11 protein-coding genes are annotated in these 14,798 nt (G+C 66.3%); 8 read left to right on the forward strand and 3 right to left on the reverse strand.

The features are described 5' to 3' along the window. Entirely contained in the window at positions 1–1,152 is a 1,152-nt protein-coding gene (locus tag FFS60_RS06780) for an acyl-CoA dehydrogenase family protein (RefSeq protein ID WP_137821488.1), read from the forward strand. Positions 1,153–1,262: 110 nt separating this feature from the next. Here the strand turns inward: FFS60_RS06780 and FFS60_RS06785 are convergent, their stop codons facing one another. Both FFS60_RS06785 and FFS60_RS06790 read right to left on the reverse strand, forming a co-directional pair. Next, a complete protein-coding gene (locus tag FFS60_RS06785) occupies positions 1,263–2,618 on the reverse strand; it encodes a lysine N(6)-hydroxylase/L-ornithine N(5)-oxygenase family protein (RefSeq protein WP_137821489.1) in 1,356 nt (451 codons plus the stop codon). 212 nt (positions 2,619–2,830) lie between these two features. Beyond that, entirely contained in the window at positions 2,831–3,310 is a 480-nt protein-coding gene (locus FFS60_RS06790; RefSeq protein ID WP_036997687.1) for a sigma-70 family RNA polymerase sigma factor, read from the reverse strand. Between the two features lie 171 nt (positions 3,311–3,481). Between FFS60_RS06790 and FFS60_RS06795 the strand changes: the two genes are divergently transcribed. The 4 genes from FFS60_RS06795 to FFS60_RS06810 all read left to right on the forward strand — a co-directional run bounded on the left by FFS60_RS06795 (position 3,482) and on the right by FFS60_RS06810 (position 9,259). Next, entirely contained in the window at positions 3,482–4,486 is a 1,005-nt protein-coding gene (locus tag FFS60_RS06795; protein WP_028630206.1) for a FecR family protein, read from the forward strand. 227 nt (positions 4,487–4,713) lie between these two features. Beyond that, a complete protein-coding gene (locus FFS60_RS06800; RefSeq protein ID WP_028630207.1) occupies positions 4,714–5,889 on the forward strand; it encodes an efflux RND transporter periplasmic adaptor subunit in 1,176 nt (391 codons plus the stop codon). Positions 5,890–5,897: 8 nt separating this feature from the next. Then, positions 5,898–7,850, forward strand: a complete 1,953-nt coding sequence (locus tag FFS60_RS06805; RefSeq protein WP_137821490.1) for a MacB family efflux pump subunit — start codon at positions 5,898–5,900, stop codon at positions 7,848–7,850. 5 nt (positions 7,851–7,855) lie between these two features. Then, positions 7,856–9,259, forward strand: coding sequence for an efflux transporter outer membrane subunit (locus FFS60_RS06810; protein WP_137821491.1), 1,404 nt, complete (start codon positions 7,856–7,858; stop codon positions 9,257–9,259). A gap of 149 nt (positions 9,260–9,408) precedes the next feature. Here the strand turns inward: FFS60_RS06810 and FFS60_RS06815 are convergent, their stop codons facing one another. Continuing rightward, positions 9,409–10,992, reverse strand: coding sequence for a PvdJ/PvdD/PvdP-like protein (locus FFS60_RS06815; RefSeq protein WP_171016493.1), 1,584 nt, complete (start codon positions 10,990–10,992; stop codon positions 9,409–9,411). 218 nt (positions 10,993–11,210) lie between these two features. Here FFS60_RS06815 and FFS60_RS06820 point away from each other — a divergent pair, with 218 nt between their 5' ends. From FFS60_RS06820 to FFS60_RS06830, 3 genes are read left to right on the forward strand one after another with little or no spacing between them, the layout of a single operon-like run. Further along, a complete protein-coding gene (locus FFS60_RS06820) occupies positions 11,211–12,554 on the forward strand; it encodes a dipeptidase (RefSeq protein WP_028630211.1) in 1,344 nt (447 codons plus the stop codon). A gap of 23 nt (positions 12,555–12,577) precedes the next feature. Beyond that, the gene (gene pvdN / locus FFS60_RS06825) at positions 12,578–13,855 is read left to right on the forward strand and encodes a pyoverdine-tailoring periplasmic protein PvdN (protein WP_137821492.1); all 1,278 of its coding nucleotides are present in this window, start codon (positions 12,578–12,580) and stop codon (positions 13,853–13,855) included. 23 nt (positions 13,856–13,878) lie between these two features. After that, positions 13,879–14,733 (forward strand): formylglycine-generating enzyme family protein, encoded by an 855-nt coding sequence (locus FFS60_RS06830; RefSeq protein WP_137821493.1) that lies wholly within the window; start codon positions 13,879–13,881, stop codon positions 14,731–14,733. Positions 14,734–14,798 lie beyond the last annotated feature (65 nt).

Below are 14,798 nucleotides of genomic sequence, written 5' to 3' on the forward strand. Positions count from 1 at the left end.
ATGCAGGATTTCGAACTCTCCGAAGAGCAGCGGATGATCCGCGACATGGCGCGGGATTTCGCCCGTGCCGAGGTGGCGCCGCACGCGCAGGCCTGGGAAAAGGCCGGCTGGATCGATGATGAGCTGGTGCAACAGATGGGTGATCTGGGCCTGCTCGGCATGGTGGTGCCGGAGGCATGGGGCGGCACCTACATCGACTACGTGGCCTATGCCCTGGCGGTGGAGGAAATCTCCGCCGGCGACGGCGCCCTCGGCGCGCTGATGAGCATCCACAACTCGGTCGGCTGCGGCCCCCTCCTCAACTACGGCAACGAGGCCCAGAAAGACCGCTGGCTGCCGGAGCTGGCCAGCGGCGCCGCTATCGGCTGCTTCTGCCTCACCGAACCCCAGGCCGGCTCGGAGGCGCACAACCTGCGCACCCGCGCCGAACTGCACGACGGCCAGTGGATAATCAATGGCGCCAAGCAATTCGTCAGCAATGGCAAGCGCGCCAAGCTCGCCATCGTCTTCGCGGTGACCGATCCGGAACTGGGCAAGCGCGGCCTGTCCGCCTTCCTGGTGCCGACCGACACCCCCGGATTCAACGTCGACCGCAGCGAGCACAAGATGGGCATCAAGGCCTCGGACACCTGCGCCGTGACCCTGAGCGACTGCCGCATTCCCGCGGAAAACCTGCTGGGCCAGCGCGGCAAGGGCCTGGCCATCGCCCTGTCGAACCTGGAGGGCGGCCGCATCGGCATCGCCGCCCAGGCTCTCGGCATCGCCCGCGCAGCCTTTGAAGCAGCCTTGGGCTATGCGCGGGAGCGGGTGCAGTTCGGCAAGCCGATCATCGAGCACCAGAGCATCGGCAACCTGCTCGCGGACATGCAGACGCGCCTGAATGCCGCGCGCCTGATGATCCTCCACGCCGCCCGCCTGAAGAGCGCCGGCCTGCCCTGCCTGTCGGAAGCCTCCCAGGCCAAGCTGTTCGCCTCGGAAATCGCCGAGCAGGTGTGCTCCAGCGCCATCCAGATCCACGGTGGCTACGGCTACCTGGAGGATTACCCGGTGGAGAAGTACTACCGGGACGCGCGCATCACGCAGATCTACGAAGGATCGAGCGAGGTCCAGCGATTGCTGATTGCACGGGAGTTGGCGAACTACGCGCTTTGATCGGCGCGTTGGGGCGAACCTGCGGTCCGCTTGGCGAATGAACTCGCCCCTACAAGGGAGTCACCCAGCCTCGTAGGGGCGATTTCAATCGCCGCCCAAGACACTCGCTGTCAGCCCACCGACTCCAGCAGCCCACCCAGCGCCTGCAGCGGCCGCACGGCGCGCGGCAGCGCGTTGCGGCGCTTGCCGGCGTACTGGTAGAGCGACTCGGCAATTTCCTCGGCGCGCACCGGCAGTACCGACAGCAGCGTGTCGCTCAGGCCATGGCTGGCCTGGCAGAAGCCCTGCATGTAGACCGCCGCCTTGAAACGCTCATCGGCCTGCACACGGTAGTCGCGGCCCACCTCGAACTCATCGAGGTATTCGGCCACCGGCGCCAGCAATTCGCGGTGCATCTGCCGTTCGTAGCCGGTCGCCAGGACCACCGCGTCATAGACATGGGTTTCCACCTCGCCGCTGGCGCTGTTGCGCAGGGTGATGGCGATGCCGGCGTCGCTGGCTTCGACCTTCTCCACCTTGCGCAGGCAACGGAAGGCATGGCGCTGCAGGCCGGAGACTTTCTGGCGGTAGAAGATGCCGTAGATGCGCTCGATCAGGTCCAGGTCCACCACCGAGTAGTTGGTGTTGTGGTACTCGTTGATGATGCGTTCGCGGTCGGCGATGGGCTGGCGGAACACCAGGTCGGTGAATTCCGGGGAGAAGACTTCGTTGACGAAGGGGCTGTCGTCCGCCGGCTTGAGGGAGGAGCCGCGCAGGATCATGTCCACCTTGACGCCGGGGTAGCTGTCGTTGAGGTCGATGAAGGCCTCGGCCGCGCTCTGGCCGCCACCGATGATGGCGATGCGCATGGGCGCACCATTGACGCAGGGCTGCGTGGCCATGCGCTCCAGGTACTGGGCGTGGTGGAACACCCGCGCGTCGCCCTTCAGGTGGGCGAATGGCGCCGGAATGCGCGGTGTTCCACCCACGCTGACCACCACCGAACGGGTGCTGCGGGCAACCTCGCGGCCATTGGCATCGCGGGAGATCACCTTCAGGCCTTCGACATTGCCGCCCGCCAGTTGCGGCTCCACACGCAATACGTGCTCGCCGTAGCTGGCCTGCTCGGTGAAATGCCCGGCGACCCAGCGCAGGTAGTCGTTGAACTCCATGCGGCACGGGTAAAAGGTGCCGAGGTTGATGAAATCCACCAGACGGCCGTGCTGGTGCAGGTAGTTGACGAAGGAGTAAGGGCTGGTGGGATTGCGCAGGGACACCAGGTCCTTGAGGAAGGAAATCTGCAGCTCGCTCTGGGCCACCAGGGTGTTGCCGTGCCAGCGGTAGTCGGCCTGGCGGTCGATGAACAGCGAGCGCAACGCGCCGTGCTCGCCAGACAGCTCCTCCAGCGCAATGGCCAGGGCGATGTTCGAAGGGCCGAAACCTATGCCGATCACATCTAGGTCGGTCGGGGTGTGCATCGGGGTCATCTCGTAGTCCTCTGAGTCATGAGCCGGGCCAGGCGCCAGGGGCATGCCGTCGGCATGCGTGCTCAGAAGTAACGAGACGTGTCTGCGAAAATTTAGCGGGGTGAGGGGAAGATCTTCCTGTGGGGGCGCATTCATTCGCCATGCAGGCCGCAGGCCTGCCCTTCGTACTGTTTCGGGGGTAGCTACGCCGCCCTTGGCGATTGAAATCGCCCCTACACCTCCCACTCCTGAATACGCACGCGGCAATGCTTCATCGCATTGACGATGTGCTTTTCCACCATCCCCTTGGAAATGCCCAGCCGCTCGGCAATCTCGTTGTGGCCCAGGCCCTCGATCTTGCGCAGGAGGAAGGCATCGCGACACACCGCCGGCAGTTCATCGAGGGCACGCTCGACCATGTCCAGGCGCTGCTTCTGGTAAAGCGAAACCTGCGGCGAATGCACCCGAGGTCCCTCTTCCTGCTCCAGGACTTCCAGGGGCTCGTTGCGGCGCACCAGATTGCGACGATGCTCGTCGATGGAAAGGTTGATGGCGGTGCGATAGAGGAAGGCGCGCGGCTGCTCGATCGCATCCTGGCGCGTCCGTTCGAGCACCCGCAAATAGGCGTCATGCGCGACGTCGGAGGCCAGATGGCGATCTCCCAGCGTCGACGTCAGGTACTTGACCAGTTCCCGGTAGTAAGACTCCAACATCACTTCCCCGCCGCGCCGCCGGTGGACTTCCTCGAACCTGTGAAAATGTGAACAATGCCCGGTACTGGCACTTGGTACCCGCACAAATTTATAATAATTCTCATCAACATTTGAAGCCTGACCACTGATTTAACTGCCACGCCACCAGGCCCGCAACGGATCGACTCCCCTATGAACACGCCACCGCCTGCCACCTCCAGGGGCGAAAAGCTCACCGAGGATGCCGCCTACTGGTGCATGCGCCTGCACGATCAGGACTGCACCGACGAGGAGCGCCTGGCGTTTCAGCACTGGGTCGACGCGGACCCTGACCACGCCCGCGAATTCGCCGAGATGCTGGAAATCTGGGACATCTCGTCCGAGCTGCCGAAGCGCCGCAGCCCCCTGGCTGCGCAACCGGCATCGATCATCGAGTTCCCCAAACCGGCCCCACGCCAGAGCGGCCGCCTGCGCCGGATGGCGGTAGCCGCCGCCCTCGCCCTCTTCGTGCTACCGGTGGCCGGCTACACCGGCTGGAGCCTCGGCCTGGTCCCCAACGACTACCGCCGCTATGAAGCCGAGAACAGCCGTCGCCATGTGGTCCTGCCCGATGGCAGCGAAGTGGACCTGAACCTTGGCACCCGCCTCTCCTACGCCAATTTCAAGGACCAGCGCAGCGTGTCGCTGAGCCAGGGCGAAGCTTACTTCCATGTCGCCCATGACTCCCGGCACCCCTTCGTGGTGAGCGCCGCCAGCGGCACCATCACCGTCACCGGCACCCGCTTCAACGTCTGGAAATACCAGGACGAAGTGGTGGTCACCGTCACCGAAGGCTCGGTACGGGTCAGCAGCGACCGCCAGCGCAACCAGGGCAGCACCCTCACCCCCGGCATGCAGGCGCGCTACCACGCACAGGACTACTTGCCCGCCGTGGGCCCGGCCGATACATCCGCCACGCTCGCCTGGCGCGACGGCAAGCTGATCCTCGACGACATGAGCCTTGCCGAGGCCCTGCCGCTGATCAACCGCTACCTCGACCGCCCCGTGCTGCTGGCCGACCCGGCCACCGCCCAGGTCCGCGTCGGCGGCATCTACAACACCCGCGACATCCACGGCCTGGTCAACACCCTGCCCAAGGTCCTGCCGCTGAAGATCAGCAAGAACCAGGAAGGCAGCACGGTACTGAGCCTGCGCTGAATCGACCTGTGACACTAACCCTGTGGGGGCGAAAACCCTGTGGGGGCGAATTCATTCGCTAAGCAGACCGCAGGTCTGCCATTGCGGCTTCAAGGGACTGATGCGCAGTCCTTGGCGATTGAAATCGCCCCCGCAGGAAAACCGTCGCTGAAGCCCTAAATTCCCTCTTCCACGGCTCGTTCAGTCAGGGATGCGCCAATCCCACCCCGCTGCCGGACCCCTGATGCATGAGAAGTCGCCGTACCAAAGCCTGGGCCCTGACCGTTCCCCTGATCGCAACCGCACTGGCCCTGGCCGGTTGGCAAACCTTCTCCTCCGGTGATGCTCCGCCCGCCACGGTCGCCGTCACCCGCGCAGATCTCGAAAGCAGCGTCACCGCGCTCGGCACCCTGCAACCGCGTCGCTACGTCGACGTCGGCGCCCAGGCGTCGGGCCAGGTCCTGCGCCTGCATGTGGAAGTGGGCGACGAGGTGAAGGAAGGCCAACTGCTGCTGGAGATCGATCCGTCCACCCAACGCGCCAAGGTGGATGCCGGCCACGCCCAGATTGATAGCCTCAAGGCGCAGTTGGAGGAGCAACAGGCCCAGCACGACCTGGCGCGCCAGCAGCACCAGCGCCAGGCCAACCTGGCCCGCAGCGGTGCCACCCGTGATGAAGATGTGCAAACCGCCAACGCCCAACTGCGCGCCACCCAGGCCAAGCTGAAAATGCTCAAGGCACAGATCCGCCAGGCCGAAGCGACCCTGCGCAGCGACGAGGCGGAGCTCGGCTACACCCGCATCTACGCCCCCCTCTCCGGCACCGTGGTCGCCCTTGACGCCCGCGTCGGCCAGACCCTCAACGCGCTGGAGCAGACGCCCCTGGTGATGCGCATCGCCAGGCTGTCACCGATGACCGTCTGGGCCCAGGTGTCCGAAGCCGACATCGGCCGGGTCAAGCCAGGCATGACCGCCTACTTCACCACCCTCGGCGGCGAAGGCCGGCGCTGGCAGGGCAAGGTGCGGCAGATCCTGCCGGTGCCGCCACGTCCGCTGGAGCAGATGAACCAGGGCGGTGGCAGCCCCGTCAGCGGCACCGGCCAGGGCGCCAGCAGCGGCCGCGTGGTGCTCTACAGCGTGCTGCTGGACGTGGACAACGACGACCACGCCCTGCTGTCGGAGATGACCGCACAGGTGTTTTTCGTTGCCGCCAGCGCCAAGGGCGCCCTCAGCGTGCCCCTTGGCGCCCTGGAAGCCATCGACGGCAAGCCCGACACCTACCTCGCCCGCGTGCTCGACAGTCGCGGAGAACCGAAGGCACGGGAAGTCCGCACGGGCGTGCGCGACCGCCTGCGCATCCAGATACTGTCCGGCCTGGAAGAAGGCGAGCGACTGCTGGTCGGCCCCGCCGCCAACGAAGGCTGAAGCCCGCCATGAGCGAACCCCTGATCCATCTCGAAGGCATCCGCAAACGTTACAGCGGCGAAAATGGCGCGCCACAGACCGAAGTGCTGCGCGGCGTCTCGCTGTCCATCCGCACTGGCGAGTTCGTCGCCATCGTCGGTACTTCAGGCTCGGGCAAATCCACCCTGATGAACATCCTCGGCTGCCTCGACCGTCCCAGCGACGGCCGCTACCGCTTCGCCGGCCAGGACGTCGCCGACCTCGATGACGACCAACTGGCCTGGCTGCGGCGCGAGGCCTTTGGCTTCGTCTTCCAGGGGTATCACCTGATCCCGTCGGCCTCGGCACGGGAAAACGTCGAGATTCCCGCCATCTACGCCGGCACCCCGGCCGAGCAGCGCCACCGGCGCGCCAGCGACCTGCTCGCCCGACTCGGCCTCGAACAGCGGATGGACCACCGCCCCAACCAGCTTTCCGGCGGCCAGCAGCAACGGGTGTCCATCGCCCGCGCACTGATGAACGGCGGCCACATCATCCTCGCCGACGAACCCACCGGCGCGCTGGACAGCCACAGCGGTGCCGAAGTCATGGCCCTGCTGGACGAACTGGCCGATCTCGGCCACACCATCATCCTCATCACCCACGACCGCGAAGTGGCTGCGCGGGCGCGGCGGGTCATCGAAATTCGCGACGGGCAGATCCTCAGCGACAGTGGAAACACCGTCGCGCCGGCAGTCGAAACCGACGCCATGGCCGAACGCCTGGCGCGCGGCGACAGCGGCGGCGCCTCCCTGCTGGCGGACATCCGCGAAGCCATGCAGGCAGCCTGGCGCGTCATGTGGGTCAACCGCTTCCGCACCGCCCTCACCCTGCTCGGCATCGTCATCGGCGTCGCCTCGGTGGTGGTCATGCTGGCGGTGGGCGAAGGCAGCAAGCGCGCGGTGATGAACCAGATGGGCGCCTTCGGCTCCAACCTCATCTACCTCTCGGGCCTGTCCGAAACCCCGCGCAGCCCGGCCGGCATCGTCACCCTGGCCGACGTCGAGGCGCTGGCCAGCCTGCCCCAGGTAAAGATGATCATGCCGGTCAACGGCGGCGATACCGTCGTGCGCTACGGCAACGTCGACCACCAGGCCTATACCCGCGGCAACGGCGTCGACTTCCCGCGCATCCTCAACTGGCCAGCGGTGGAAGGCAGCTTCTTCACCCAGGCCGACGAAAACAGCGCCGCCGCCGTGGCGCTGATCGGCAAGAAGGTGAAGGAGAAACTCTTCCGCAACGGTGAGGACCCGCTTGGGCGCTACATCCTGATCAACAACGCGCCATTCCAGGTCATCGGCCTGCTGGCGGAAAAAGGCGCCAGCTCCGGCGACGAAGACGCCGACAACCAGATCGTCGTGCCCTACTCCGCCGCCAGCGTGCGCCTGTTCGGCCAGCCCAACCCGGAGTTCGTCATCATCGCCGCCGCCGACTCCGAGCGCGTGCATGAAGCCGAGCAGGCCATCGACGCCCTGATGCTGCAACTGCACCGGGGCGTTCGCGACTACGAGCTGACCAACGACGCGGCGATGATCCAGGCCGAGGCGCGCACACGGAACAGCCTGTCGCTGATGCTCGGCGCCATCGCCGCCATCTCCCTGGTGGTGGGCGGTATCGGCGTGATGAACATCATGCTGATGACCGTGCGCGAACGGACCCGCGAAATCGGCATCCGCATGGCCACCGGCGCCCGCCAGCGCGACATCCTCCGCCAGTTTCTCACCGAAGCCGTGATGTTGACCCTGATCGGCGGGCTGGTGGGCCTGGTCTTGGCCATGCTGATCGGCGGCGCCCTGCACCTGGCCGACGTGGCCCTGGTGTTCTCCCTGCCCGCCGTGCTCGGCGCCTTCGGCAGCGCCCTGTTCACCGGCGTCCTGTTCGGCTACATGCCCGCGCGCAAGGCCGCACAACTGGCGCCCGTGGTGGCCCTTTCCAGCGAATGAACCCGATGAAGCCACGCCTTACCCTGCTCTCCCTTTGCGTTCTCCTGGCCGCCTGCGGCTCGCCCCTGGAAAAGCCCGAAAGCGGCATCACTGCCCCAGCGGCCTGGCAAGGCCCCAACGACCCGCAAGCCGCCCGTACAAGCACCGACTGGTGGCAAAGCTTCCACAGCGCCGAACTCGGCCGCCTGATTGAACAGGCCCGCCTCGCCAACCAGGACCTGGCCGCCGCGCTGGCCCGCGTACGCCAGGCCGAAGCCTCGGCGCGCATCGCCGGTGCCGCACTGCTGCCGAGCCTGAACGCCAACCTCGACGCCAACCGCCAGGGCCTGATCAGCGGCGACGGCTACAGCCAGCTGGACGCCAGCGGCGAGGACAAACGCATCGACTACTTCAGCGCCGCGCTCAGCGCCAGCTACGAAGTGGATTTCTGGGGTGCCAACGCCGCCGCCCGCGACGCCGCCCTGCAACGTCTGCGCGCCAGCGAGGCGGACCGCGCCACCCTGGAGCTGACCATCAGCGCCGGCGTAGCCAGCACCTACATCCAGGCGCTGGCCCTCGGGCAGCAACTGGAGATTGCCCGGCAGAACCTGGCCAACGCCGAGCAGGTGCTGGACCTGGTGCAGTCCCGCCAGGCCGCCGGTGCCGCCACGCAACTGGAACTGGCCCAGCAACGCAGCCTGGTGGCGGCGCAGAAACGCCAGCTCCCCCTGCTCGCCCAGCAACAACGGGAAGCGCAGATCGCCCTGGCCGTGCTGCTTGGGCAGCCGGTGCAGGACCTGAAGCTGACCGGCCGACTCGAAGACCTGAACAACCCCGGCATCGCCGCCGGCCTGCCCAGCGACCTGCTCACCCGTCGCCCGGATATCGCCAGCGCCGAAGCGCAACTGGTGGCCGCCGACGGTGACCTCAAGGTGGCCCGCGCCGCCATGCTGCCCAAGCTGACCCTCACCGCCAGCCTCGGCAGCGGTGCCGACCATTTCCACGACTTGATGCGCAACCCCTACTACAACCTGGCCGCCGGGCTGGCCGCGCCGATCTTCAGCGGCGGTCGCCTGACCGCCGAGCGCGACCGCGCCAAGGCGCGCCAGGACGAGCTGCTGGGAACCTACAACAGCGCCATCCTCAACGCCCTGGCCGACGTGGAGAAAGCCCTCAACAGTGCCGACGGGCTCGACCAGCAACGCCGCTGGCAAGGCGAAGAAGTGGAACAGACGCGACTCGCCTTCGACCTCGCGCAAACGCGCTACGAAGCGGGCGCCGAAACGCTGCTCACCGTGCTGGAGACCCAGCGCACCCTGTTCCAGGCCCAGGACCAGCAAGCACAATTGCAGCAGGCCCGGTTGCAAGCGTCGGTGAGCCTGTACCGGGCGCTTGGCGGCGGCTGGAGCCCAGCTCCAAACACCCCGTAGGACGGGGTAGAGCGAAGCGAAACCCACCGGCACGAATTGATGGGTTTCGCAGCACCTAGGGTGGACGTCGCTTATTACGTCCACCATCGGTGCCACATCTGGCACCGTTGGCGGACCGGTGAAGCGTGGTCCATCCTGCGAAAAGCGTGCTACACCGTCCGCCCCAAGCTCCTTGCATAGAACGGCCGCCGTGGCGCGCGCTTGAGCAGGTCGGGCACGTCCTGGTCCGCACTGAAGGCGATGCGGATGGCCAGTTTCATGGTCTCGATATCGGTCTCCACCGTGGTCATCTCGGCGTCGTGCAACCACTGCCCGCAGCCATGGCTGGTCGGACCAAGCCAGGGCTCGTCCACTTCCACCCATTTGCCCGGCGCGAACCAGGGCACGCCGTTCACTTCGTGACGCACCACCTCGCCCGGATGCGCGCGTTCATGGGCGCGGAACCAGTCTTCCAGGCGGTCGTCGATCCAGCCGTGGAAGGACCAGAACACCGGGTTCACATGGGACGAGAAGGGGTCGCCGAGGTAGTCGTTCTCCGCGCGGAACCAGCGCGGCGAGAAGTCCACCGGGTCGCGGTCGAAGATCACCGGCATGCCGTTGGACGGGTCGCGGGTGACCGCCGCCCAGCGCATGTGCAGCCAATCGTGCATGCCCAGCTCCAGCTGCGAGCCGAACTCACCGAGCTTCAGCTTCGCCAGGTACTCCGGGTCCTGATACTGCGCTTCCCACATCTGGAAGTTGGCGTGGAAGGCTTCGTTGCTCTTGATATCCAGCAGCCACTTGTTGAACTCCTCGTCTTCCGGCGCTTCCCAGGCCGGCGGCACGGCGTAGCCGTCGTGGTTCACCGTCTTTGCCGCGAAATCCTCCAGGCCATAGCCGATGTACTGGCGCGGCAGCGGCAGGCTGGTCCAGGACGGCAGCGGCTGCAGCCTGCGTGCAGCCATCAGCATGTGCCGGTGCATGAAGAGAAAATCCACCCCGGAGCCATTGCGGTGCTTGGCCTTGCCACGGGCATCGCGCTCCTGCCCCAGCGGGCCGGGCTGCCAGCCGAGGCCGCGCAGGGCGTTGCGCTTGTCGTCGTCGAGGTCGTCCCATTTGTCCCGCGAAGCGTGCCAGATCTGATGGAACAGCCGGTGGCCCGGCGATACCAGCCAGGCCAGCGTTTGCGGTTGCAACGGAATACGCTCGCGGGCTTCGGGGAAGGGTTGCTTCACCGCCAGGAATTTCAGCGGCGTGCGCATGGGCTCATCCAGCCAGGCCAGACGGCCGCTGAGCGATGCGCTGCTGCCGTCGCTCGCCCACGCACCCCAGACCTCATCCAGCAACGCCGTGCATTCATAGGCTGCCGGGCGGCCATCCTCGGCCAGGCGCCAGCGCACGCGAGTCTGCTGGCTGCTGGAAAGGTCGCCCAGAACCTGGAACGTCTTGCCATCGGGGGTGCGCAACACGCCACGAATGGAACGACCGGCCGCCGCGACATCCAGAAGCAGCTCACACTCACCGGTCAGGCCGGGCAGCACGGCATCCACCACGCGGAAACGCCAGCTGCCGCGCAAGCGGTTGCCCAGGTGGCTCTCGGTGGTTTCCGGCAGGGTCAGACTGGCTTCGTCCGGCGTCAGCTTCGCCGCCTCCTTGCGCTCCCGATCCTGGTGCCAGGCATGGATGGCAGTGGGTACTACCACGGCGGTCGTGGCCGCCACGCCTGCCATGAAACGTCGTCTGGTGAAGCGCATAACCTGTCGTCGATCCTCGTGAGCCGTGCCCTATCAAGGCAAGGACGAGTCGCCATCCGCGAAATTTAGCGGGGCCGAAGCGTAGGATGGGTAGAGGAACGAAACCCATCACAGCCTAGCGATGGGCTTCACAGGCTCTACCCATCCTACGGAGCTGAGCTAAATTTCCACGCCCCTCGCGCGTTCTGATGCATAACGCGTCCATCATCGAGGGAACCATGCTCCGCTCCAGAAAACTCCTGCTGACCGGCGTCGCCCTGTTCGTCCCGGCCCTGGCCGCGGGCCTGTTCTTCGGCCAGAAGTACCTGCTGGAAGAAGGCCCCGCCTACCCGCCCAAGGTGATGAAGCACGCCAATGAACTGCAGGAGCGCATCCTCTCCTTCGACAGCCACATCAACGTGCCCATCGACTACGGCACCCCCGGCTCGGAAGCCGACAAGGACAGCGGCACCCAGTTCGACCTGCCCAAGGCCGCCCGTGGCCGTCTTTCCGGCGCGGCGCTGACGGTATTCGCCTGGCCCGAACTGTGGAACGGCCCCAACGCGCCGCATCGCCCCACGCCGGCCTTCCTGCCCGAAGCGCAGCAGGAGCAGGAGACCCGCTACCGGATCATCACCGGCATCGCCCGCGACTTCCCCAACCAGGCCGCCATCGCCTACACCCCCGATGACTTCCGGCGCCTTGCCAGCGAGGGCAAGTTCGCCATCGTCATCAGCATGCTCAACGCCTACCCGCTGGGTAACGACATCAGCCGCCTCGACCACTGGGCCGCGCGCGGCATGCGCATCTTCGGCTTCAGCTACGTGGCCAACAACGACTGGGCCGACTCCTCGCGCCCCATGCCCTTCTACAACGACACCCCGGACGCCCTCGGCGGCCTCTCCGATATCGGCCGCCAGGCGGTGAGCCGGCTGAACGAGCTGGGCGTAGTGATCGACGTGTCGCAGATGTCGCGCAAGGCCGTGGAAGAAGTCACCCGCCTCACCCGCGCGCCGGTCATCGCGTCCCACTCCGCCGTGCGCGGCCTGGTGGATATCGACCGCAACCTCAGCGACCAGGAACTCAAAGCCATCAAGGACACCGGCGGCGTGGTGCAGGTCGTGGCCTTCCCCACCTACCTCAAGCCGCTGACCCAGAAAACCCGCGAACGCCTCAACGAACTGCGTGCGCAACACGGCCTGCAGCCCCTGGAAAACCTCAACCAGGCGCTGATGCCCGCCGACCCGGTGATCGCCATCTGGCCGGAACAGAAGTTCGGTGAATACGCCGGCGCCCTCTACGGCATCCTCGAAGAAGAGCCCAAAGCCACCCTCAAGGACTACGTCGACGCCATCGATTATGCGGTGAAGAAGGTCGGCATCGACCACGTCGGCATCAGCTCCGACTTCAACGACGGCGGTGGCGTAATCGGCTGGGAGAACGCCAGCGAAGCCCGCAACCTCACCGCCGAACTCATCACCCGCGGCTACTCCGACCAGGACATCGCCAAGCTCTGGGGCGGCAACTTCCTGCGCGTCTGGGGCGAGGTGCAGAGGCTCGCCACCGTCGCCGCCCATCCCTGATCCCCTCTCAATCGGACGCAGTCATGACCGATCGCCGTACCTTCCTCAAGCAGGCGGGCCTGCTCGCCGCCAGCCTGCCGCTGATGCCCGTCGCCGAACGCGCCGGAGCCGCCGCGCCTGCCGCAACCGGCAACAAGTGGACTGACCTGCGCGCGCTGTTCGAGCTGGACCCGAATTACCTGCACTTCTCCAACTTCCTCCTGGCCTCCCACCCGCGCCCGGTGCGCGAGGCCATCGCGCGCCTGCGCGAGCGCTTCGACGAAAACCCCGGCGAAGTGGTGGACTGGCACCGCGAAGAAGTCTGGAAACATGAAGACGCCGTGCGTGCCGAAGTCGGCCGCTACCTCGGCGTGCGCCCCGGCCAGGTCGCCCTGATCGGCAGCACCACCGAAGGCCTGGCGATGGTCTATGGCGGCGTGCAGGTGCGCCCGGACCAGGAAATCCTCACCACCGTCCACGAACACTACTCCGCCTACACCACCCTGGAATTCCGCCAGCAGCGCGCCGGCACCAAGGTGCGCAACATCACCCTGTTCAAGGACCCGCAGAAGATTTCCCTCGATGAAGTGCTGGGCAACATCGCCGGCGCCATCCGCCCCGAAACCCGCGTACTGGGCATGACCTGGGTGCAATCGGGCAGCGGCGTGAAGCTGCCCATCGGCGAGATCGGCAAGCTGGTGCATCAGGCCAACCGCAACCGCGACGAGCAGGACCGCATCATCTACGTGGTGGACGGCGTGCACGGCTTCGGCGTGGAAGACGCGACCTTCGCCGACCTGGACTGCGACTTCTTCATCGCCGGCGCCCACAAGTGGATGTTCGGCCCGCGCGGCACCGGCATCATCGTCGCCCGCTCCGAACAGCCGAAAGGCATCACCCCCAGCGTGCCGACCTTCACCGAAGGCAAGAATTTCGGCACCCTCTTCACCCCCGGCGGCTACCACGCCTTCGAGCACCGCCTGGCATTGGGCGAGGCCTTCAAACTGCACCTACAACTGGGCAAGGCCGACGTCCAGGCGCGCATCCACCAGCTCAACAGCCACCTCAAGCAGCGCCTGCTGGAATACCCCAAGGTCCAACTGGTGACCCCGGCCAGCCCGGACTTCTCCGCTGGCTTCACCTTCTTCCGCGTCCAGGGGCGCGACTGCGACAGCGTGGCCAACCACCTGATGAAGAACCGCGTGATCGCCGATGCCGTGGAGCGCGACGTCGGCCCCGTGGTGCGCCTTGCGCCTAGCCTGCTGAACAACGAGGCGGAGATCGGACAGGTGATGACGATCCTCGCTCCCCAGCTTTCCTGATCACTTTCCAGCTAGGACTTTCCATGCGCACTTCCACCCTGCTTCTCGCCAGTCTGCTGGCGACCGCCGCCAGCGGCGCCCAGGCCAATGCCAAGGCCGAGCCCGGCCAGGTGTTCAAGGACTGCAAGCACTGCCCCGAAATGGTGGTGCTGCCCGCCGGCAGCTTTTCCATGGGCACCCCGGACAGCGAAGTCGGCCGCCAGCCCGACGAAGGCCCGCTGCACACCGTGACTTTCGCCAAACCCTTCGCCATCAGCCGCTTCCAGGTGACGGCAGAGGAATGGGACGCCTACCTCAAGGCCTCCGGGGTGAAGATCGCCGATGGCGACACCCGCCCCGGCCGCGAATGCATCGCCGGCAAACCGCGCTATGAACAAGGTCCGCGCCAGCCCGCGGTGTGCATGAGCTACCCCGATGTGCAGGCCTACGTCGCCTGGCTGTCGAAGCAGACCGGCAAACACTACCGGATGATCAGCGAGGCCGAGCGCGAGTATGGCTCCCGCGCCGGTAGCCAAGGCCCGTTCCCCTTCCCCTTCGATGAAGGCCAGCCCTACAGCATCGCCAAGCACGCCAACGTCTACGGCGCGGCGGACGGCTACAACTACACCGCCCCGGTGGGCAGCTTCGAGCCCAACGCCTTCGGCGTGTACGACATGCACGGCAACGTCTACGAATGGGTCGCCGACTGCTGGCACGACAGCTACAACGGCGCCCCGAACGACGGCAGCGCCTGGATGGACGAGAAGTGCGAGCTGGTGCAGATCCGTGGCAACGACTGGGGCGAACCGCCGATCTTCTCCCGCTCCGGCAACCGCAACAACGCCTACCCCAGCGACCGTGGCGACTGGATCGGGTTCCGTGTGGCCCGGGAGCTGTAAGCCTTCACATATTCCTTGTAGGGGACGATTGAAATCGCCCCTACAGTGAACTGCCACGCCGACAC

The organism is Pseudomonas sp. D(2018) (assembly GCF_005502555.1).
Classification (GTDB): Bacteria; Pseudomonadota; Gammaproteobacteria; order Pseudomonadales; family Pseudomonadaceae; genus Metapseudomonas; species Metapseudomonas resinovorans.

Coding starts and splice junctions, on each gene's coding strand:
- FFS60_RS06795 (WP_028630206.1), top strand. CDS start 3,482: ATGAACACGCCACCGCCTGCCACCTCCAGGGGCGAAAAGCTCACCGAG.
- FFS60_RS06805 (WP_137821490.1), top strand. CDS start 5,898: ATGAGCGAACCCCTGATCCATCTCGAAGGCATCCGCAAACGTTACAGC.
- FFS60_RS06790 (WP_036997687.1), bottom strand. CDS start 3,310: ATGTTGGAGTCTTACTACCGGGAACTGGTCAAGTACCTGACGTCGACG.
- FFS60_RS06815 (WP_171016493.1), bottom strand. CDS start 10,992: ATGCGCTTCACCAGACGACGTTTCATGGCAGGCGTGGCGGCCACGACC.
- FFS60_RS06820 (WP_028630211.1), top strand. CDS start 11,211: ATGCTCCGCTCCAGAAAACTCCTGCTGACCGGCGTCGCCCTGTTCGTC.
- FFS60_RS06810 (WP_137821491.1), top strand. CDS start 7,856: ATGAAGCCACGCCTTACCCTGCTCTCCCTTTGCGTTCTCCTGGCCGCC.
- pvdN (WP_137821492.1), top strand. CDS start 12,578: ATGACCGATCGCCGTACCTTCCTCAAGCAGGCGGGCCTGCTCGCCGCC.
- FFS60_RS06830 (WP_137821493.1), top strand. CDS start 13,879: ATGCGCACTTCCACCCTGCTTCTCGCCAGTCTGCTGGCGACCGCCGCC.
- FFS60_RS06780 (WP_137821488.1), top strand. CDS start 1: ATGCAGGATTTCGAACTCTCCGAAGAGCAGCGGATGATCCGCGACATG.
- FFS60_RS06800 (WP_028630207.1), top strand. CDS start 4,714: ATGAGAAGTCGCCGTACCAAAGCCTGGGCCCTGACCGTTCCCCTGATC.
- FFS60_RS06785 (WP_137821489.1), bottom strand. CDS start 2,618: ATGACCCCGATGCACACCCCGACCGACCTAGATGTGATCGGCATAGGT.